The sequence below is a fragment of the Alteripontixanthobacter maritimus genome, assembly GCF_003340475.1.
GTDB classification, from domain to species: domain Bacteria; phylum Pseudomonadota; class Alphaproteobacteria; order Sphingomonadales; family Sphingomonadaceae; genus Alteripontixanthobacter; species Alteripontixanthobacter maritimus.
Window position 1 is genome coordinate 833,028 of sequence record NZ_QBKA01000002.1, and the last position, 20,153, is coordinate 853,180.

The window sequence follows — 20,153 nt, forward strand, 5'->3', positions numbered from 1 at the left end:
CAGAAAGGGCGCCCCTCGCGGAGCGCCCTTTTCACATTTGGTCTGGCGAACGGCTTACATTTGCTCGAGCATATGCTCTGCGCTCGATACCTTGAAGTCGCCGGGCTGTTCGACATTGAGTTGTTCGACCACGCCGTCATTCACGACCATCGAGTAGCGCTGCGCGCGCGTTCCCATTCCGAAACCTGAGAAATCCGCGTCCAGCCCGATCGCCTTGGCAAACTCGGCATTGCCGTCGGCCAGCATGGTCACGGCGTCTGCACCGTTTTCGTTCTTCCACGCGCCCAGCACGAATGCATCATTGACGGCAGTACAGGCAATTTCATCGACACCCTTGGATTTCAGGTCGCTGGCCTTGTCGATATAACCCGGCAGATGCTTGGCGGAGCAAGTGGGAGTAAAGGCGCCAGGGACGGCAAACAGCGCAACCTTGCGGCCCGCGAAATAGTCCTTCGACTGGACCTGTTCCGGCCCATCGGGCGTAGCCTTGACCAGCTTTACGTCGGGCAATGTGTCGCCAACTGAAATGCGCATGGGTAATTTCCTTTCGTGAGAATACAGGTGCGCAACCGATATAGGCGGCTTGGGCGTAGCGGCAACGGAAGCTTTGTTCGGATCACATATAAAGATAACTTTATATTTGCATGAGCAGTCCGCAATCGCTAGGTAAAGCGCCACACAAACGGGCCCGTTACGCGGCCCGTTTCGCTTTTCAAATGCAGGAGAATTTTTGTGGCCACGAAAGCCCAGGATTACATCATCAAGGATATCGGTCTCGCGGATTACGGCCGTGCTGAAATCAACATTGCTGAAACCGAAATGCCAGGCCTAATGGCTCTGCGCGAAGAATATGGTGCCGAGCAGCCTCTGAAGGGCGCACGGATTACCGGTTCGCTGCATATGACCATCCAGACTGCCGTGCTGATCGAAACGCTTACGGCGTTGGGCGCGGATGTACGCTGGGCGACTTGCAACATCTTCTCCACCCAAGATCATGCCGCAGCGGTCATCGCGAAATCCGGCGTGCCGGTTTTCGCTGTGAAGGGCGAAACGCTGGCCGATTACTGGGACTACGTCGGCCGCATATTCGACTGGGGTACCAACGAAGATCCGGACCAGACAGCCAATATTATCCTCGACGATGGCGGCGATGCAACCATGTTCGCATTGTGGGGCGCACGGGTGGAAGCCGGTGAAACCATGCCCGAGCCCGCCAATGCCGAAGAAGTCGAGATGCAGCGTGCGTTGAAGGCGTACATCAAGAAAAACCCCGGCTACCTGACCAAGTCGGTACAGAATATTCGCGGCGTTTCGGAAGAAACCACCACCGGTGTCCACCGCCTGTATTCGCTTGCCAAGAAGGGCAAGCTGCCGTTTCCCGCGATCAATGTGAATGACAGTGTGACCAAGTCGAAGTTCGACAATCTGTATGGCTGCCGCGAATCGTTGGTAGACGCGATCAGGCGCGCAACCGATGTCATGCTGTCGGGCAAGGTCGCCTGCGTCGCCGGTTTTGGCGATGTCGGCAAGGGTTCGGCCGACAGTCTTCGCAATGGCGGTGCGCGAGTGATGGTCACCGAAATTGATCCGATCTGCGCGTTGCAGGCAGCGATGGAAGGCTATGAAGTCGTCACCATGGAAGAGGCGACGAAACGCGCCGATATCTTCGTAACTACCACCGGCAATGAAGACGTCATCACGGCGGAACACATGAAGGCGATGAAGCCCATGTCCATCGTGTGCAACATCGGCCACTTCGACAGCGAAATCCAGATCGGCGCGCTCGACAATTACGAATGGGCGGAACTGAAGGAAGGTACCGACCTCGTCACCTTCCCCGACGGTAAGCAGATCATCATTCTGGCCAAGGGACGCCTGGTGAACCTTGCTTGCGCGACAGGTCACCCCAGCTTCGTGATGAGCTGTTCCTTCACCAACCAGGTGCTGGCGCAAATCGAGCTTTTTACCAAGCATGACCAGTATGAGAATGAAGTGTTCGTCCTGCCCAAGCATCTGGACGAGAAGGTGGCGCAGCTCCATCTCGACAAGCTCGGCGTGAAACTGACGCAGCTCAGCAAGCAGCAGGCCGACTACATCGGCGTGCCGGTGGAAGGCCCGTACAAGCCGGAACATTACCGTTACTAGGTAACTGCGGCTGCATCGCCATTCAAACCATTGAAAAGGCCCCGGTCAGCACACGCAGGCCGGGGGCTTTTTCTGTCTCTGACGATTGCATCCTCTGCCCGCACCGCATAGCTGAAGCCCATGGAATTGACGCCCTTCGCCATGGTCATGGTCGCCCTGCTGCTCGCCGTCTGGACGGCGGGTGCGGCGTGGCTGGCTGTGGCGGCTGCGAACCGCGCGGCGCAGGCGGAGGGAAGCCGCAAAGCCGCCCGGCGCATGTCGCGCATGATCGACGAAAGCCCGGCCATTCCGCTGCTGGTGCGCGCCGATGGCAAACTGGAAGGGCCGGACCGGCTGGCAGGCTGGCTCGGGCTCGAAACGATGCCGCATTTCCTGTCCGAACTCGCGGGGGAAGACGCGACTGAAAACGCGGTATTGCCTGCGGAGCAAGCTCGCGAGCTTGCCCAAGCCGTGCGCCGCGCCCAGAAAACAGCCGCCCCGTTTCGCATGGTCCTCAACCCGAAGGGATCGCAGCGAAGTTTGGCGGTGCGCGGTTCACTGGCGGACCCGCAAGTATCGCCCGGCGGGGCGGCGTTGTTGTGGCTGTTCGATTTTAGCGAAAGCGAAACGGAACTCGGCCGTCTGCGCGAACAGGCGGATCGCGCACGGGGTGATTTCGGTGCGCTGGTCGGCCTGATCGAAGCGGCGCCGATGCCGATGTGGTTCCGCGAACCCAGCGGCGCGCTGCGTTTGGTGAATCGCGCCTATGTCGAGGCTGTGGGAGGCACCGATGCCGACGCTGTGGTCGCAGCCGGGACGGAATTGGTGGAGCCGGTGAAGGGCGAAGCGGCGGCCGATATTGCGCGCCAGGCCTTGCAGGAAGCGCGCGCTATCGAACGCACCGTCAGCGCTACCATCAACGGGCAGCGGCGCAGCCTGCGGGTAAGCGACTTGCCATTGGGCGATGAAGGCATCGCGGGTTACGCGGTTGATATTGAGGAGATGGAGGAGCAGTCCCGGGCCTTCCGCGCATTCCGCGAAGCGCAACGGACCATGCTGGACCAGCTTTCCATCGGCGTGGCGCAATTCGACGCCGAACGCCAGATCGCCTTCGCCAACCAGCCCTTTCGGCGGATATTCAACATCTCGCCCGGCACGGTGTCCACTCGCATTCCGTTCGATCGGCTGCTAAACGAAGCGCGCGAGGCAGGACGCTTGCCCGAAGTACGCGATTTTCCTGAATGGCGCGGCGAGCATCTGGCCTGGTTTGCCAGCGGGGAAACGCAGGAAGAAGCCTGGCCGCTTCCTGACGGAACGCATTTGCGCATCGTCGGCCAACCGATGCCCGATGGCGGGTTGGTGCTGATTGCGGAGGACCGGACTGAGCAGCTTGCATTGTCCGCCACGCGCGACACCTTGCTGCGCACCCGTACGGCGATTTTCGACAGCCTGTTCGAAGCGCTTGCCGTGTTCGCGCCCGATGGCCGGTTGCAGCTCTGGAACCGCAGCTTTACCGGAACATGGGGGCTGGAATCCGATGCGCTGAAGGGGCATCCCTCGGCAGAGGACCTGCTGGCTGCGTTGCGGCCCAACTTGGCCAAGGACAAGCAGGCCGACCATATCGGCGAAGTCATCCGCGCTGCGACGCTCGACCGGAAGGAAACAGGCGGCCGGTTGATGCTGCAGGACGGGCGCACGCTGGAATATGCCGGTGTTCCGCTCCCTGACGGAAATGGCCTGCTCACCGTGCTCGACATAACCGACAGCCAGAAGGCGGAGGACGCCCTGCGTGAACGGAACCAGGCGCTGGAACAGGCCGACCAGGTTAAGACGCGCTTTCTCGCCAACATGTCCTATGAATTACGCACGCCGCTGACGTCGATCGGCGGGTTTGCCGAATTGTTGCAATCCGGGGTTGCGGGCGAACTTTCCGAGCAAGGCGTGGAGTATGTCGACGCTATCGTGAAGTCTGTCGATAGGCTGACGGAGCAAGTTGAAAACGTGCTCGATCTTTCGCAGAGCCAAGCCGGGTTGCTGCCGATCAAGAAACAACAAGTCGAACTGATGCCGCTGCTGACGCGGTTGGTACGTGAGCGGCAGGACGATATATCGCGCGGCGGGCTGAAACTGGACCTGCGCGGCAAACCGGGGGTGCGCATCGACGCGGACGTAAGACAACTGGGCCGCGCAGTCGCTCATCTGCTCGACAATTCCATCACTGCCACAGGCGATGGCGGTAAAATTCTGGTCGACCTTTCAAAGCAGGAAGAGGGCGTGCGGATCGTCGTGTCCGACAATGGCGCTGGCATGACCGATGCGGAATTGCGCCGCGCTTTGGACGGGAGGGCAAACGCGGGCGACGACAGCCAGCGGAAGGGACTTGGCATACCGCTTTCCCGTCAACTGGTCGAGGCGCATGGCGGCACGCTGGATATCCAGTCGGAAAAGGGTGTCGGTACCGCCGCAATTATCCACCTGCCATGATCGTGGACCTACCCGACCTCGCCGCGATGGAGTGGTTCGGCGCGAAGATTGCTGCGCAGTTGCGCGCCGGCGATGTCGTTGCCCTGACCGGGACGCTTGGTGCGGGTAAGACTACGTTAGCCCGGGCAATTTTGCGCGGATGTGGCCATACCGGCGAAGTTCCATCCCCGACCTTTACAATCATCGAGGCCTACGATCCGCCGGCAACGCGTCTGCCGATCGTTCATGCCGATTTCTACCGGCTGGAAACTGCGCAGGAGGCCGAAGAGCTGGGACTCGACGATTATCGCCACGGTGCCGCTTTGCTTGCAGAGTGGCCCGAAATGGCAGGTGGTTTCGCGCAGGAAGCGGCCTGTCTTTCGATCCGTCTGGAAATTGCGGATGACGGACGGCGCGCGATTGCGGACGGCGGCGATGCTTGGCAAAGGCGGATGCCATGAACGAACTGCCCGATGGATTACACGAATTCCTGACCGATGCCGGATGGCATGATGCCGCGATCGACCCGATGCCGGGCGATGCGTCCTTTCGGCGGTATTTCAGGGTGGCAAAGTTTCGAGAAGACAGAGACGGGGGTAGCACACGGGCGATGCTGATGTACGCGCCGCCGCCGCATGAAGACCCCGCACCATTCCTTCATGTTGCGCGCTGGCTCGGTGCGAACCGCTTGCGCGCGCCCGAAATTCTCGCTGCCGACGAAGCCAAAGGTTGGGTGCTGACCGAAGATTTCGGTGATGACCGGATGCGCGAATGGCTTGATGCCCATCCGCAGGACGAGGATACCGCCTATCGTGCGGCCATCGATGCGCTGGTCGAACTGCACCGCCTGCCTGCCGGGCCGTTCGGCGCTTATGATCTGGCAACGTACCGGCGCGAGGCGTATCTGTTTACCGAATGGTACACACGCCATGCCGGGATCGATGCCGATGCGGACAGCTATGCTGCAAGCTGGGACGAAGCGCTCGTACCGCTGCTGGACCGGCAGCAGCCCGGCATCACGGTATTGCGCGATTATCATGCGGAAAACATCATGCTGCCGCACGATCCTGCGCACGAGGCCGCTGATCCCGCGCGCCAGGGTTTGATCGATTTCCAGGACGCGCTGGTCGGACACCCGGCTTACGATCTGGTATCGCTGTTGCAGGATGCGCGGCGGGATGTGTCGGAAGATCTGGAAAGCCGGATGCTGGCCTATTACACCGCGCAGGCCGCACCTGATGCTGGCTTTGCCGACGATTATGCAATCCTCGGCGCGCAGCGAAATGCCAAGATCATCGGAATTTTCACGCGGCTGTCCGTGCGCGATGGCAAGAAGCGTTATCTGGAAATGATCCCGCGGGTATGGGCTGCCCTGGAACGCGATCTTGCCAATCCGGCGCTTGCACCGGTAGCGCGCTGGTTCGACGAAAATATCCCGCAATCCGTGCGCGCCGCCAACGGCAGGCAAGCAGCATGAGTTCGCGTGCGCTGGTATCCGACACTGCGATGGTAATGGCAGCCGGGATGGGTAAACGGATGCGTCCGCTCACCGCCTCGCAGCCAAAGCCGATGGTGCGCGTGGCGGGTAAACCGCTGATCGACCATGCGCTCGACAGGATGGTGGAAAGTGGCCTCACGCGGGCGGTGGTGAATGTGCACTATCTTGCGGATTCGCTGGAAGCGCATCTGGCCGAGCGAAAGGACATCTCCGTCAGCTTTTCCAACGAACGCGACCAACTGCTGGAAACGGGCGGCGGCATGATTAAGGCTCAAGGCGATCTGCCCGACCCGTTCTATTGCCTCAATTCCGATAATATCTGGCTTGACGGACCGCGCACTGCGTTTGCCGACCTGTCGCAATTGTGGGACCCGGCACGGATGGATGCGCTGCTGCTGGTAGTCCCTCATGGCCGCGCAGTGAACTTTCGCGGCAAAGGCGATTTCCACATGGACGGCACGGGGTTGCTCAGCCGCCGCCGCAGTGGTCGCATCGCGCCGTTCATCTATTCCGGCATCCAGCTGGTAAGCCACCGCCTTCTGCGCGACGCGCCTGACGGAAAGTTTTCCACCAACATCTTGTGGACCCGCGCGATGGAGGAGGGGCGCCTGTTCGGTGCCGCTTTCACCGGCTTGTGGTTCGAAGTGGGCACACCGCAAAGCATCGCTCCGACCGAGGAAGCTCTGCGGCGTGGGTAGGATATTCATGCCTTCAGGTCGGGCAAAGTCTTGACCGGTCGCTTAGCCCCGCAGGTCTATTCCATTGCAGCGCATCGCGGGTTTGCCGATGCTTTGGTGGCGGGTCTGGTTCCACGCTATTCGGACGGTGCACTTGGCCTGGCCCGGCTGACGCTGCTGCTGCCGAGTTCGCGCATGCAGCGTACCGTGACCGAGGCGTTTATCCGGCACTACGACGCACGTTCCGGCACTGGGGCGGATACCGCGCAGGGATTGCTGCTGCCGCGCATGGCAGTGATCGGCGACCTCGATCTCGACGAGACGCTGGGCAGCCTGCTCGATCCTTTGGGTGCAGCGGATATCCCGCCTGCGGTCGATCCGACATTCCGGTGGCTGGCAATCGCGGATATCCTGAAGGACGAACTCGCTGACAAGGCTCCATCCGGCGCGACCTTGCTTCGTCTTGCCCGCGATGTTGCCGCGACGATGGACAGGTTGCTGGCGGAAGATGTCGCGCCCGAAGACCTGACGTCGGATCGCATCCTCGATCTGCTGGGCGATTTGGCAGGTCATTGGCAAAATTCCCTGCGGACTTTCGCGCGGGTTCAGCAGCATTGGCTGACTGAACTGCAAGCCATGAACCGGCTCGACGCATCTGCCCGGCGCAACCGCCTGTTCGACCACGCGGCGCAGCGCTGGAAGGCGGATCAGCCGAAAACGCCTATCGTGGCCGCAGGCGTCACTAGCGCCGCCCCTGCTCTTGCTGCCTTGTTGCGCGTGGTGGCCGATATGCCGCAAGGCGCGGTGATCATGCCCGATCTGGACCTCGCGATGGATGATGGGGTTTGGGACGAACTGGGGCGGGCCGGGGTCGGCGACAATCCCGGCGATCCGCCCTTCGCGCGGGAAGACGCGGTGACGCATCCGCAATATCATCTTAAACTGCTGCTGAACCGCATGGGCGTAGCCCGCGCCGAAGTGCGCCAATGGCACCGCAAGGGCGATACGGCTGCTCCCCCCGAACGCACGCACGCAATATCTTCGCTGTTCCTACCGCCGGAAGCGAGCAAGGGTTGGGTCGACTTGCCGGCCGACAAGCGCCGGCTGGCTGGCGTCTCTTTGATCGAGACGGCCAATCCGGAAGAGGAAGCGCAGGCCGTGGCCTTGCTGGTGCGGCAGGCGGTCGAACATTCCGAGCGCCGCGTAGCCATAGTTACGCCGGATCGCGGGCTGGCGCGGCGCATCGTACAGCATCTGCGCCGTTGGCACATACAGGCCGACGATTCCGCTGGGCAGTCGCTCGACCAGACGCGGAGCGGGCGGCTTTTCCTACTCTTGGCCGAAACGCTGGCCGAGCATGCCGCGCCCGTACCGCTTGCCGCGCTGCTGGAACACCCACTTGTCGCTATCGACCAGGATCGCGGTCAATGGCTGTCCAACGCCCGCGCATTCGAACGCGCATTGCGCGGTCCACGAATTGCGCCCGGATTGGAACCGCTTGATGCTGTGGCGCAAAATGCGCAGGTCGCAGAATGGTGGAGCGATGTCGCCGGTATGCTCGCCCCGCTGTTCGAACGAGATACCGCTGACACCGATGAGGCTCCGCTGGCCGACTGGCTGGACCTGCTGGCGACCACTGCGGAAGCGTTGTGCGGCGAGGCCCTGTGGGCGCGTGAGGATGGGCGCGAATTGTCGCGTTTCGTGGAAGCGTTGCGGCTGAACGCTCGCGAGCGCGGCACCACTCTTGCTGCGTCCGAGCTACATCTCGCGCTACGTGATGCGATGGAAGGCGTGGCGGTGCGTCCGTCCTATGGCGGGCATCCGCGCGTCGCCATTTATGGTTTGCTGGAATCGCGCGGGGCGCGGGCGGATCTCGTCATTTGTGCCGGACTGAACGAAGGGTCCTGGCCCGCTCGCCCTGCAACCGATCCGCTGCTTGCGCCCCCCGTGCTGCGAGCGCTCGGCGTACCGGGTGCAGATTTCCGCATTGGCCTGTCGGCGCACGATCTGGCGGGCGCGATGGGTGCGCCCGAAGTAGTGCTGAGCCGCGCACGCCGCGACAGCGCTGGGCCAGCAATTGCCTCCCGCTTCCTGTTGCGGGTACGCGCCCTGCTGGGTGCAGACTTACTGTCTCGCCACGTCGATACCGAAACCCCGGAATTGGCTAGAGCCTTGGATTACGCGCCACGCGCCGACCCCTATCCGCAGCCAGCCCCGATGCCCACGGCAGAGCAGCGCCCGCACCGCATCAGCGTGACTGCGATCGACCGGCTGCGTTCCGATCCGTACCAGTTCTATGCCGCTCAAATTCTGCGCCTGTCGGAGATGGACGCGCTGGACGCCGAACCCTCGCCCGGTTGGCAAGGGCAGGTGGTCCACGACATCCTGCAGAAATGGCATGAGGGCGAGGGTCCGATCGACGAGGTTGCAAAGCGCGAGCTGAAACGAATGAACGCCCATCCGCTGATGCGCGCGCTGTGGCAACCACGCCTTATGAAGGCGTTACAGTGGGTCGATGACACAATCTGCAACGATGACAGCCGTGTGCCCGCATTGTTCGAACGATGGGGCGATTTCAAAATGGCCGAAGTCGAGATATTCGGCCGTATCGATCGGCTGGACCGGTTGGCGGAAGGCGGCTTCGCCGTGGTCGATTACAAGACTGGTAGGCCGCCGACCGGTGCGCAGGTAGAGGCTGGCTATGCCCTGCAACTCGGCACGCTGGGGCTTATGGTGGAGGCCGGCGGGTTCGCTAAGGATGACCCGACCGCGAGGGGCGAGGCAAGCGTCTTCGAATACTGGTCGCTGGCTAAATCCGCCGGGTCCGACAATGCTTTCGGGTTTATCGCCACTCCCATCATGACCGGCAACAAGCGCAGCGGCATCCCGCCCGAAGACTTTCTTCCCGAAACGCGGCGTATGTTGGGTGAGGCCTTGGACAAATACATTACAGGTAACGCACCGTTTATTGCGCGCGAGAACCCCGATGCGCCAAGTTATGCGACCTACGACCAGCTGATGCGGCTGGACGAATGGATGGGCCGGATATGAGCGGCGCCGGACCCACAGGTAAGGTTTATCCGCTGAAGGATAACCAAGCGCGCGCGGTCGACCCGTCGCAAAGCGTTTGGCTGTCCGCCAGCGCGGGCACGGGCAAGACGCAGGTGTTGTCGGCGCGAGTGCTGCGTCTGTTGCTGCGAAAGGGTGTCGATCCGTCACAAATCCTGTGTTTGACGTTCACCAAGGCGGGGGCTGCCGAAATGGCAACCCGCGTGAACGAGGTGCTGGCAAACTGGGTGCGAATGCCCGCCGATGCGCTGGCCGCGGATATGGAAGCCATCGGCGCGCCGACCGATCCCGACACGCGCGAACTTGCGCGCAGCCTGTTCGCAAGCGTGCTGGACACTCCGGGCGGCGGGCTGCGGATCGACACGATCCACGCATTTTCGCAATGGCTGCTCGCCGCCTTCCCCGACGAGGCCGGCCTGATGCCCGGCAGCCGCGCGATGGAAGATCGCGATCGCGAGGTTTTGAGCCATCAGGTGCTTGCAGACATGCTGGTGGATTGGGAGCGGACGGGCGAAACCGACCTGCTAGGCCATCTCGGCGGCATGACGCTGCGTATGGGGCCGGACGGCGTGCGCAGCTGGATGATGCGCTGCGCCGACCATCGCTCGGCGTGGGAGGGTAAGGGTGCGTGGCAGGAAAGCGACATCGGTTCGCGTACCCGCGTGTTGCTGGGATTGCCGTCGGACGCCACGCGCGACGGCCTGTCCCAGCTGTGCAGCGACGACCGTTTCGATGTCGCGGCGCTACGGATTTGTCTTGCGGAATATGAGGGATGGAATGCGAAGGGCGGGCGCGAGGCGGCGGCGGTCATTCCCCCGTTTCTGTCGGCGGACGCCGAGGGCCGGTTTGCTCAGCTGAACACGCTGGAAGCCGCGCTGTTCTTCAAAAATGGCAATCCGCGTCTGCCCAAGGCGGCTGGCGACGCCGTTCGCGATGCAAGCGCACGCGTGCAGGACAGTGTAAATACGATCCGCCAGCAGCAGGCACTGTTCGATCTTGTGGACCTGCTGGTCCCTGCGTTAACCATCGGGCGGAGGTTCGCCTTACGGTGGGAGGCGGCCAAGGCGCGCGAAGGGTTGATCGATTTCGACGATCAGATCAGGCGCGCCGCCGACCTGCTTACCAATGACGCAATGTCGGACTGGATCCGTTACAAGCTCGATCGCCGGTTCGACCACATCCTGATTGACGAAGCGCAGGATACGAACGAGGCGCAATGGTCCATCATCCGGGCACTGACTGACGATTTCTTCTCCGGTCGGGGCCAGCGGGACGATCGGTTGCGCACGATTTTCGTGGTTGGCGATTACAAGCAGGCCATCTTCCGCTTTCAGGGGACCAGCCCCGAAAACTTCCGCATCGCGCGCGACTATTTCGCCGATGCCATGGCGACCGCGCGCAGCAATGCGCTGGCCATCGGCGAACGGACATCGGTTGGCGAATTGCAGGATCTGGGACTGGGTCGGTCGTATCGCACTTCACAGCCCGTACTCGATATCGTGGACGACGCCATCGCCGCAATCGGTCCGGCAGAGTTCGGATTGGCCGATGGGGCAGGTAAGCATGAGGGGTTCGATCGCCCGGGTTTGGTGCGGCTGTGGGACCCGATCGGTGCTGCGCCGGAAGCGGATGATATCGCATCCGCCTCCTCAGATTACGAGGAAACAGGCGACCACCTGACCCAACCCGAATTCGAAATGGCCGATCGTATCGCCGATCAGGTCCGCGGCTGGATGAGAGACGGTTTTCCGTTGATGAAGGATGGCGGCCGCCGGGCGGGTCCGGGCGATGTGATGGTACTCGTCCGCAAACGCCGGGATCTGGCCGGGCTGATCGTCGCCAGACTCCATGCGCGCAATGTGCCGGTTGCGGGGGTCGACCGGCTCCGGCTAGGTGCGCCGTTGGCGGTGAAGGACCTGATGGCAGCGCTGCGCTTCGCCGCGCAGCCATTAGACGATCTCAGTCTGGCGAACCTGCTTGTCGGTCCGCTGGTCGGATGGACGCAGGAACAACTGCTCCAGCATGGCTATCGCGATCCCAAAACGCGATTGTGGGACCACCTGCGCAAGGCGGAGCATCCCGAAGCCGCCGCGACCGCCGACAGGCTGCGCGATTTGCTCCGCCTCGCCGATATCGAATCGCCGCAGGCTTTGCTGCACTGGCTGTTGGTTGGCCCATGGCAAGGGAAGCGCAAGCTGATGGCGCGTCTAGGCCGGGAGGCGGCGGACCCGATCGACGAACTGCTCAACGCCGCCGCGTCCTTCGCTGCCGCGCATGTGGTCAGCCTGCAAGGGTTCATCCGGTGGTTCGACGCCGGCGATAGCGAACTGAAGCGCGAGGCCGAAGGCGCTGGCGGTCAAGTCCGGGTGATGACTGTGCACGGATCGAAGGGGTTGCAAGCACCCATCGTCATCCTGGCCGATGCGACGGGCAATCCGGACACCTCGCCCACCCGTGGCCTCGCTCTGCCGGATATGACGGGTACCGCCATACCGCTGCCGCCCCTGCGTAGCGCGGAGCGTGTCGGTCCAATTGCAGACGCGGATGAAGTGCAATCGCGCGAAGAACGCGAAGAGCACTGGCGGCTGCTTTACGTTGCCATGACGCGCGCGGAAGAAGCACTGTTCATCGGCGGCGCGCTGACGAAGCGGGAACAGGAACCTGCACCCGATAGCTGGTATGCGCAGCTTGCTCCGCTGTTCGAAGGCGACGGGCAGCCAGACCCGATATGGGGCAGCAGCCACACACGCGGTTCGCAGGCACCAGACCAGCCTGCGCTTGCGGAGATACAGTCCGGAACGCTGCCCGATTTGCCGACATGGGCCACAACACCCATCGGCCCTGAACCGGTACCGCCACGCCCGCTTGCTCCGTCATCGGCGGGGGATGAACAAGGCGCCGATCCGCCATTGCCCGCAGATCGTGCGAAAGATGCGGCGCGGCGTGGTATCCTGCTCCACGGATTGCTGGAACGGTTACCGGAAGTCGACGCGGCGCAGCGGCGTGAGCTGGGCGCGGGGTGGCTTGCACGGCAGGCTGCCGACGTTCCGGAACACGAGCGTGATGAGATGCTGGCCTCCGCGCTGGGCGTGCTCGAAACACCGAGTTTTGCGGACCTGTTTGCACCCGGCGCGCTGGCAGAAGTGCCGCTTGCCGCGACCGTGAACAAGGTGGTTGTCGCAGGCATTGCGGACCGGCTGCTGGTAACGGACAAAAAGGTGCTCGTGGTGGATTACAAAACCGCCCGCCGTCCGCCGACGTCGGCCGAGGCCATCCCGGCAGGTATAGTGCGCCAGATGGCCGCTTACGCCGCAGCATTGCAGGTCATCTTCCCCGATCGTCCGGTTGAGGCGGCGGTACTATATACTCAGACACCCGCATTGTTCGTAATTCCGGACGCGGTGCTGGCGGAAAACGGCCCTCGCTTGCAGCCCGAACAGGAAAGCTTTGCAGCCTCACCCGTTGAATGATGACACCAGCCCCCCAGATAGGGCGCCAGCACAAATACAGGAGCATTTCATGCCGACACAAGCCGTAACCGATGCCAGTTTCCAGTCCGATGTTCTGGAAGCAGACAAGCCTGTATTGGTCGATTTCTGGGCTGAATGGTGCGGGCCATGCAAGATGATTGCGCCCGCTTTGGAAGAGATCAGCGACGAACTTGGCGAACAGGTGACGATCGCTAAGATGGATATTATGGAAAACCCCGACGTTCCGGGCAATATGGGCGTGCAGGGCATCCCCTATCTGGTGCTGTTCAAGAACGGTCAGAAGGTTGCGGAGATGAAAGGCGCTGCGCCAAAGAGCCAGCTCAAAAGCTGGATCGAAGGGCAGCTTTAAGCGCTTGGCCTGATACGCCGTAGTTTCAGGCGTAACCCGAAGCAGACAAGCGTGCCGCCAGATCGTCGAACAAATGGCGACTGGCGGCCGCGATCATTCCCTTACGTCCATCGTCGACGCGATAGGGCGATCCGTCCAGCCGCAGGCAAGTTCCACCTGCCTCGTTGAGGAACAGGCAACCTGCTGCATGATCCCAGGGCAGGGTCCGCTCGTAGATGGCGAGATCGTGATCGCCGATGGCTACCAGTGGATATTCCTCCGCCGCACAGCCGGGGGCGCTGGCGGCCCGGTACACAGGATCGATATCACGCGCGAAAATTTCGCGTTGTCTGTCGGACATAAACCGCCGCATGGCAGACAGGCTGGGCGGGGTCTCGCCAGTCGAATTTACCGTTATTCGATCGCCGTTGACGAAGGCCCCCGCGTCCTTCCTTGCCGAGAGAAAGCGATCCCTTTGCGGATCGTAGATCCATCCGGCAACAGCCTCACCCGCATCTGCCAACGCGATCATGATCGCGAAATGACCTTTGCCGCTTGCGAAATTGGATGTTCCGTCGATCGGGTCGATAATCCAGCACGGATCGGACAATCGCTCCATAACCGACGGATCCTCGTGCGCGGCTTCTTCACCCACGACCGCTACGTCCGGCTGCAATCGCGTGAGCGCTTCGGTCAGAAACTCCTCGGTTTCGCGGTCTGCAATTGTGACCAGATCGTCTTTCGCCTTTTCCTCCACCTCACCATCGGCAAGGTTGCGCCAGCGCGGCATAATCGACCGTTCCGCTGCAAAACGCATCAGGCCGAGTATCTCGTCGTCGAGCGCGCTCACGAACGGTAATCCGCGTTGATATCGATATAACCGTGGGTAAGATCGCAGGTCCATACGGTCGCGCGCCCGTCGCCAATGCCCAGATCGACATCAATGTCGATTTCATCTCCGGCCAGATGCTCGGCAACGGGCGCTTCGTCGTAATCCGCTACGGGCTGCCCGTCCCGCGCAGCCCAGATTCCACCAAATCCGATGGATAGCTTGTCCCGGTCGGCAGGCTCGCCCGCTTTGCCCACGGCCATAACCACGCGCCCCCAATTCGCGTCGCCGCCCGCTATGGCGGTCTTGACGAGGGGGGAGTTCGCAATGGCCAGCGCAATATTACGCGCGCTGTCGTCGCTGGCCGCACCCGTTACACGAATTTCGATGAACTTCGCGGCGCCTTCACCGTCGCGCACCACCAGTTGCGCCAACTGCCTACAGACATCGTGCAAGGCAGCGGCAAACGCGTATGCTCCGGCGTCGTCCATTTCGAGCAAGGGCCGGTTCCCGGCCGCTCCCGTCGCGAAGGCGAGCACCGTGTCGCTGGTGGACGTGTCCCCATCAACCGTAATGCAGGAAAACGTGCGCTTGTTCGCATCCTCCAGCATCTGCTGCAACAGGCTGGGAGCAATAGCGGCGTCGGTAAAAATATAGCCGAGCATGGTGGCCATGTCGGGCGCGATCATGCCGCTGCCTTTAATGATGCCGTTCAACTGCACTTTCGTATCGCCGATCATGGCGGTAGCGGTCGCCCCCTTGCAGAAGGTGTCGGTGGTGCCGATTGCCAGCGCTGCATCTCGCCAATCAGCAGGTTCGGCATCCAGCACGGCAGCAACGCCGGCTTTCGCCTTGTCCATCGGTAGCGGCACCCCGATTACCCCGGTGGAAGACACGAAAACAGCTTCCGGCGCGCAACCAAGATGTGCGGAAACTTGCGCGGCAATCTGCTCCACGGCGGTTCGCCCGCGATGGCCTGTAAACGCGTTGGAATTGCCGGCGTTTACAATCAACGCGCGAGCGACCCCCTGTTTGACCTGCTCACGGCCCAGCTCGACTTCGGTCGAGGCGCAGGCGCTTTGCGTGAAGACCCCCGCCACAGCCGTACCGGGCGCGAACTCGACATAGGTCAGATCGCAACGGTCCCAATCTTTGTAATGTGCCCTTGCAACGCGCGCAGTGACACCTGCGATTTGAGGCAGGGTCGCGAACGGTAGGGCCAAAGGGGAAGGGGCAAGATCCATCGGGTACGTCGCTTACCGCCCAAGGTCCGCATGGGCAACGGCGGACCTCGCGAACCGAAATCGGCATGGCGGAAGAAGGCTGTTCCGGGGTAATTGACGCAGCAGGTTACATAGTTACCGCGCAGCACTGGATTTATTTGATCGATATGCGTATGGCTATAGGCGATGCTTCGTCGTTTGCTTGCCACACTTGCTATTATTACCGGCCTTGCTGCCGCAGGTGCACCAGCGCACGCGCAGCTTTCGTCGTCGAGTGTCAGCGAAATGGTGGCTTTTGGTGACACCGACCGGGAGCGTAAGGAAGAAGAATGTCGCGATGCGCGTAAGCGTATCGCACGGGGTGACAAGACCGCATTGCCCAAGGGGTGCCGTCCGCTCAAGCCGGTAACAATCTATATTCCAACAGTACAGATTGGCATCGACCGCGCCGCTAAGTAGCCGCGCGCTTACCATACTATACGATTTCGTTTCCGGTCGCTGCTTCCCCTTTTAAAGGGGGCGGGGCCCATTTTCATTCAGCCTATAAAATTCAGGAACACGGTTCCCCATGATCCAATCGCTCATGAAGTCGATATTCGGCTCATCCAACGATCGCTATGTCACGTCTATCGGCAAGGTCGTTTCGCAAATCAACGCGCTGGAGCCTGAAATTCAAGCGCTGTCGGATGTGGAGCTGCAAGGACAGACGCAGAAGTTCCGCGATATGCTGGCCGATGGCAGCAAGCTTGACGATATCTTGCCGGAGGCCTTTGCCACCGTGCGTGAAGCTTCGGTGCGCGTGCTGGGTATGCGGCATTTCGATGTGCAGCTGGTCGGCGGCGTTGTGCTTCACCGCGGTGAAATCGCCGAAATGCGCACGGGTGAGGGTAAGACGCTGGTGGCCACGCTTGCGACTTATCTCAACGCGATCGAGGGGAAGGGTGTCCACGTCATTACCGTGAACGATTACCTCGCCAGCCGCGATGCACAGTGGATGGGGCAGATTTACGAGTTCCTCGGCCTTACCTTCGGAACCATCGTGCCGAATATCGGCGAAGATGCGCGGCGTCAGGCATACGCCTCCGACATCACATACGGCACGAATAACGAATTCGGCTTCGACTATCTGCGCGACAATATGAAGCACGAGCGCGGCCAGATGGTCCAGCGCCCCTTCAATTTCGCCATCGTCGACGAGGTTGACTCCATCCTCGTGGACGAGGCGCGAACACCGCTGATCATCTCCGGTCCGACCGAAGACAAGACTGACCTTTACGTCACCATCGACGCTATCGTGAAGCAGATCGATCCCGACTTTTACGAAGCGGACGAGAAGACCAAGAATATTTCGTGGACCGAAGACGGTAACGAAAAAGTCGAACAGATGTTGGTCGAGGCCGGCCTGATGGAAACCGACAATCTGTACGACGTGGAAAATACGCAGGTCGTCCACCACCTCGACCAGGCTCTCAAAGCCAACATTATGTTCAAGCGCGATACCGATTATATAGTGAAGGACGACAAGATCGTCATCATCGACGAATTTACTGGCCGCATGATGGAAGGGCGGCGTTGGTCTAATGGCCTTCACCAGGCGGTCGAGGCGAAGGAAGGCGTCAAGATCGAGCCCGAGAACCAGACCATGGCCTCGATCACATTCCAGAACTTCTTCCGCATGTATCCCAAACTGTCCGGCATGACCGGTACCGCCGCGACCGAAGCGAGCGAATTCTGGGATATCTACAAGATGAATGTGGTGGAGATCCCCACCAACGTGCCGGTCCAGCGGATCGACGAGGATGACGAGTTCTACAAGAACACTGTCGATAAGTTCAAAGCCATCGCCAAAGCCATCGCCGAAAAGGCCGAGATCGGCCAGCCGACGCTGGTGGGTACGGTCTCGATCGAAAAGTCCGAACTGCTCAGCAAGTTTCTCGACGACGAGGGTGTGAAACACGAAGTGCTGAATGCCCGCTTCCACGAGCGTGAGGCGCATATCGTGGCGCAGGCTGGCCGGCTTGGCGCAGTTACCATCGCGACCAACATGGCCGGCCGCGGTACCGATATCCAGCTTGGCGGAAACGTGGAATTCCGTGTCAATGATGAGCTGGCGGAGATGGAAGACGGGCCGGAGCGCGATGCGGCGGTGGCGAAGATTACCGAGGAGGTCGGCGCCGAACGCGAACGGGTGCTGGAAGCAGGCGGCCTGTTCGTTCTGGGTACCGAACGGCACGAAAGCCGCCGGATCGACAATCAGCTGCGCGGTCGTTCTGGCCGTCAGGGCGACCCCGGCCTCTCGCGTTTCTATCTCTGTCTCGAAGACGATCTGTTGCGGATTTTCGGCCCCGATACGCTGTTCGCCCGGATGATGAATTCAAACCTCGAAGATGGCGAAGCGATCGGCTCCAAATGGCTGTCCAAGGCTATCGAAACTGCGCAGAAGAAGGTCGAAACGCGCAATTACGATATTCGCAAACAGGTCGTCGAATATGATGATGTGATGAACGACCAGCGCAAGGTGATCTACGAACAACGCGCCGAGATCATGGACAGCGAATCGGTCGATGATGTGGTCATCGACATGCGTCATGACACTGTGGGCAACGTGGTGACGGAAGCCTGCCCGCCGGGCTCCTATCCGGAACAGTGGAATATCGATGGACTGAAGGAACGCCTGCAGGAGGTGTTCGGTATCCAGCCCCCGGTCGACGATTGGTTGCAGGAAGATCAGGTCGAACCGGAGCTGATCGAAGAACGGGTCCGCGCTGAAACCGACCGGATCATGGACGGGAAGATCGCATCGACGGACGCCAGCGTATGGCGCCGTGTCGAAAAGAGCATTCTCCTCGAACGGCTCGACCATCACTGGAAGGAACACCTCGCCACGCTGGATGCTCTGCGCCAGGTCGTTTCGCTGCGTGCGTATGCCCAGAAACAGCCGATCAACGAGTACAAGCGTGAAGCGTTCGGCCTGTTCGAACGGATGCTGGAAACCCTTCGTGAGGATGTGACGAGCATTCTTCTGAAGAATGAATTGCGGGTCATGCCACGCGAAGCGTTGCCGGATCTACCCGACTTCCTCACCGGCCATATCGATCCGTTGACCGGCCTCGATAATTCGGACGACAATGACGGTTCGCGAGGACAGGAAGCGATGTTCGGAGCGCTAGCCGGGGCATCTCGCGCAGGCACTGGTCCGGGCGGCGCGGTCCAGGACGATCCCTACGCTGCAATGAATGTCAGCCGGAACGCGCCATGCCCTTGCGGGTCAGGCAGCAAGTACAAACACTGCCACGGGGCGGCGGCCTGAACGTACCCACCAATAATGGCACTCGTGATCGGGTATAGGCTTGGACGGATTGGGGGGCGGTATGGCAGAAGTGCCGCCCAGTTCGAGCCAACGGTGCTAGCTGACCAATGGGCCGCTCAGGGCTATTCAGCTCAAGCTTTTGAAAAGAATGGCTCCCCGAGTAGGATTCGAACCTACGGCCAAGTGATTAACAGTCACCTACTCTACCGCTGAGCTATCGGGGAGCAGCCTTCCAAGCGGTATCGAGGAAGGCAGGAATGCGCCTATATGGGTGGGCCGCGCCTTTGGCAAGAGGGTGTTGCGGGAATTGAAGAACTGTTCAGCTGACGAGCGGCTGCGCAGCCGGCTCGGCCTAGAAAACGAACTGTTCCGCCACGATGCGTTCGTCCAGCGCGTGCCCCGGATCGAATAGCAGACCGAGGCTGTTTTCGTGCTGGATGGCCAGCTCCACACTGACCACATCGCGCAGTTCGCGCTGGTCCGCGACGACGGACACGGGGCGTTTCTCGGCCTCCAGGACGCGGAAAGTGATGCGGCTGCGGTCGGGCAGGATGGCGCCGCGCCAGTGCCTTGGCCGAAACGCGCTGATCGGGGTGAGCGCAATCAGGGCGGAATCCAGCGGCAATATCGGTCCGTTGGCGGACAGGTTGTAGGCCGTGGAGCCGGCGGGCGTTGCGACGAGCACGCCGTCGCTCACCAGTTCTTCGATCCGCACACGATCGTCGATCGATATTTCGATTTTCGCCGTCTGGCGCGTTTCACGCAGCAACGATACTTCGTTGATGGCGCGAAAATGCTGCGTTTCACCGTCCTGCGTGGTCGCTGTCATTGCCAACGGCGCCACATCGAAGCACTTGGCGCGATTGACGCGCGATAGCAGGTTTGCGCCCTTGCGTGGGCGATTCATGAGGAAGCCCACAGTGCCCTTGTTGATGCCATAGGCCGGGATAACCCGCCCATTGTCGAGCATTCGGTGCAGGGTTTGCAGCATGAAACCGTCACCGCCCAGAACGACCACCGCGTCTGCTTCCTCAAGTGATACGAAGTGCTGCGTATCCCGCATGGTTTCGGCGGATTCCAGCGCCTGAGGTGTGTCCGATACGGCCAGCGCCAGCCGAGTTATCTCCTGCGTTGCAGTCAT

The 20,153-nt window shown here is 61.2% G+C and carries 14 protein-coding genes and 1 tRNA gene; 10 read left to right on the plus strand and 5 right to left on the minus strand.

Annotation, left to right across the window (positions count from 1 at the left end):
- Nucleotides 1-54: 54 nt before the first annotated feature.
- On the minus strand, nt 55-534 hold the full coding sequence (locus HME9302_RS04180) for a peroxiredoxin (RefSeq protein WP_115365975.1): 480 nt from the start codon (nt 532-534) through the stop codon (nt 55-57).
- A 198-nt stretch (nt 535-732) separates the two neighbouring features.
- Between HME9302_RS04180 and ahcY the strand changes: the two genes are divergently transcribed.
- The 8 genes from ahcY (at nt 733) to trxA (ending at nt 13,671) form a co-directional block, all read left to right on the plus strand.
- Nucleotides 733-2,145 carry an adenosylhomocysteinase gene (gene ahcY, locus HME9302_RS04185; protein WP_230079865.1) on the plus strand — a complete coding sequence of 471 codons (1,413 nt, stop codon included), beginning with the start codon at nt 733-735 and terminating at the stop codon, nt 2,143-2,145.
- A 120-nt stretch (nt 2,146-2,265) separates the two neighbouring features.
- Nucleotides 2,266-4,608: a PAS domain-containing sensor histidine kinase gene (locus tag HME9302_RS04190; protein WP_115365977.1), complete on the plus strand. Its 2,343-nt coding sequence runs from the start codon at nt 2,266-2,268 to the stop codon at nt 4,606-4,608.
- On the plus strand, nt 4,605-5,048 hold the full coding sequence (gene tsaE, locus HME9302_RS04195; protein WP_115365978.1) for a tRNA (adenosine(37)-N6)-threonylcarbamoyltransferase complex ATPase subunit type 1 TsaE: 444 nt from the start codon (nt 4,605-4,607) through the stop codon (nt 5,046-5,048). Before HME9302_RS04190 ends, tsaE begins: the two co-directional genes overlap by 4 nt.
- Nucleotides 5,045-6,064, plus strand: coding sequence for an aminoglycoside phosphotransferase family protein (locus HME9302_RS04200; RefSeq protein ID WP_115365979.1), 1,020 nt, complete (start codon nt 5,045-5,047; stop codon nt 6,062-6,064). The genes tsaE and HME9302_RS04200 overlap by 4 nt, the downstream gene beginning before the upstream one ends.
- On the plus strand, nt 6,061-6,783 hold the full coding sequence (locus HME9302_RS04205) for a nucleotidyltransferase family protein (RefSeq protein ID WP_115365980.1): 723 nt from the start codon (nt 6,061-6,063) through the stop codon (nt 6,781-6,783). The genes HME9302_RS04200 and HME9302_RS04205 overlap by 4 nt, the downstream gene beginning before the upstream one ends.
- 30 nt (nt 6,784-6,813) lie before the next feature.
- Nucleotides 6,814-9,813: a PD-(D/E)XK nuclease family protein gene (locus tag HME9302_RS04210; protein WP_230079866.1), complete on the plus strand. Its 3,000-nt coding sequence runs from the start codon at nt 6,814-6,816 to the stop codon at nt 9,811-9,813.
- Nucleotides 9,810-13,301: a double-strand break repair helicase AddA gene (addA, locus tag HME9302_RS04215; protein WP_115367473.1), complete on the plus strand. Its 3,492-nt coding sequence runs from the start codon at nt 9,810-9,812 to the stop codon at nt 13,299-13,301. Before HME9302_RS04210 ends, addA begins: the two co-directional genes overlap by 4 nt.
- 49 nt (nt 13,302-13,350) lie before the next feature.
- Nucleotides 13,351-13,671, plus strand: coding sequence for a thioredoxin (gene trxA, locus HME9302_RS04220; protein ID WP_115365981.1), 321 nt, complete (start codon nt 13,351-13,353; stop codon nt 13,669-13,671).
- Nucleotides 13,672-13,696: 25 nt separating this feature from the next.
- On the opposite strand, the gene HME9302_RS04225 is transcribed toward trxA, so the two are convergent.
- Nucleotides 13,697-14,500 (minus strand): inositol monophosphatase family protein, encoded by an 804-nt coding sequence (locus tag HME9302_RS04225; protein WP_181815679.1) that lies wholly within the window; start codon nt 14,498-14,500, stop codon nt 13,697-13,699.
- A complete protein-coding gene (gene argJ, locus HME9302_RS04230) occupies nt 14,497-15,723 on the minus strand; it encodes a bifunctional glutamate N-acetyltransferase/amino-acid acetyltransferase ArgJ (protein ID WP_115365983.1) in 1,227 nt (408 codons plus the stop codon). The genes HME9302_RS04225 and argJ overlap by 4 nt, the downstream gene beginning before the upstream one ends.
- Before the next feature lie 165 nt (nt 15,724-15,888).
- Between argJ and HME9302_RS04235 the strand changes: the two genes are divergently transcribed.
- Nucleotides 15,889-16,161: a hypothetical protein gene (locus HME9302_RS04235; protein ID WP_115365984.1), complete on the plus strand. Its 273-nt coding sequence runs from the start codon at nt 15,889-15,891 to the stop codon at nt 16,159-16,161.
- Between the two features lie 109 nt (nt 16,162-16,270).
- Complete coding sequence (secA, locus tag HME9302_RS04240) at nt 16,271-19,012, plus strand: preprotein translocase subunit SecA (RefSeq protein WP_115365985.1); 2,742 nt, start codon at nt 16,271-16,273, stop codon at nt 19,010-19,012.
- Nucleotides 19,013-19,161: 149 nt separating this feature from the next.
- On the opposite strand, the gene HME9302_RS04245 is transcribed toward secA, so the two are convergent.
- Nucleotides 19,162-19,236 (minus strand) — tRNA-Asn (locus HME9302_RS04245).
- A 128-nt stretch (nt 19,237-19,364) separates the two neighbouring features.
- A complete protein-coding gene (locus tag HME9302_RS04250) occupies nt 19,365-20,153 on the minus strand; it encodes an NAD kinase (protein WP_115365986.1) in 789 nt (262 codons plus the stop codon).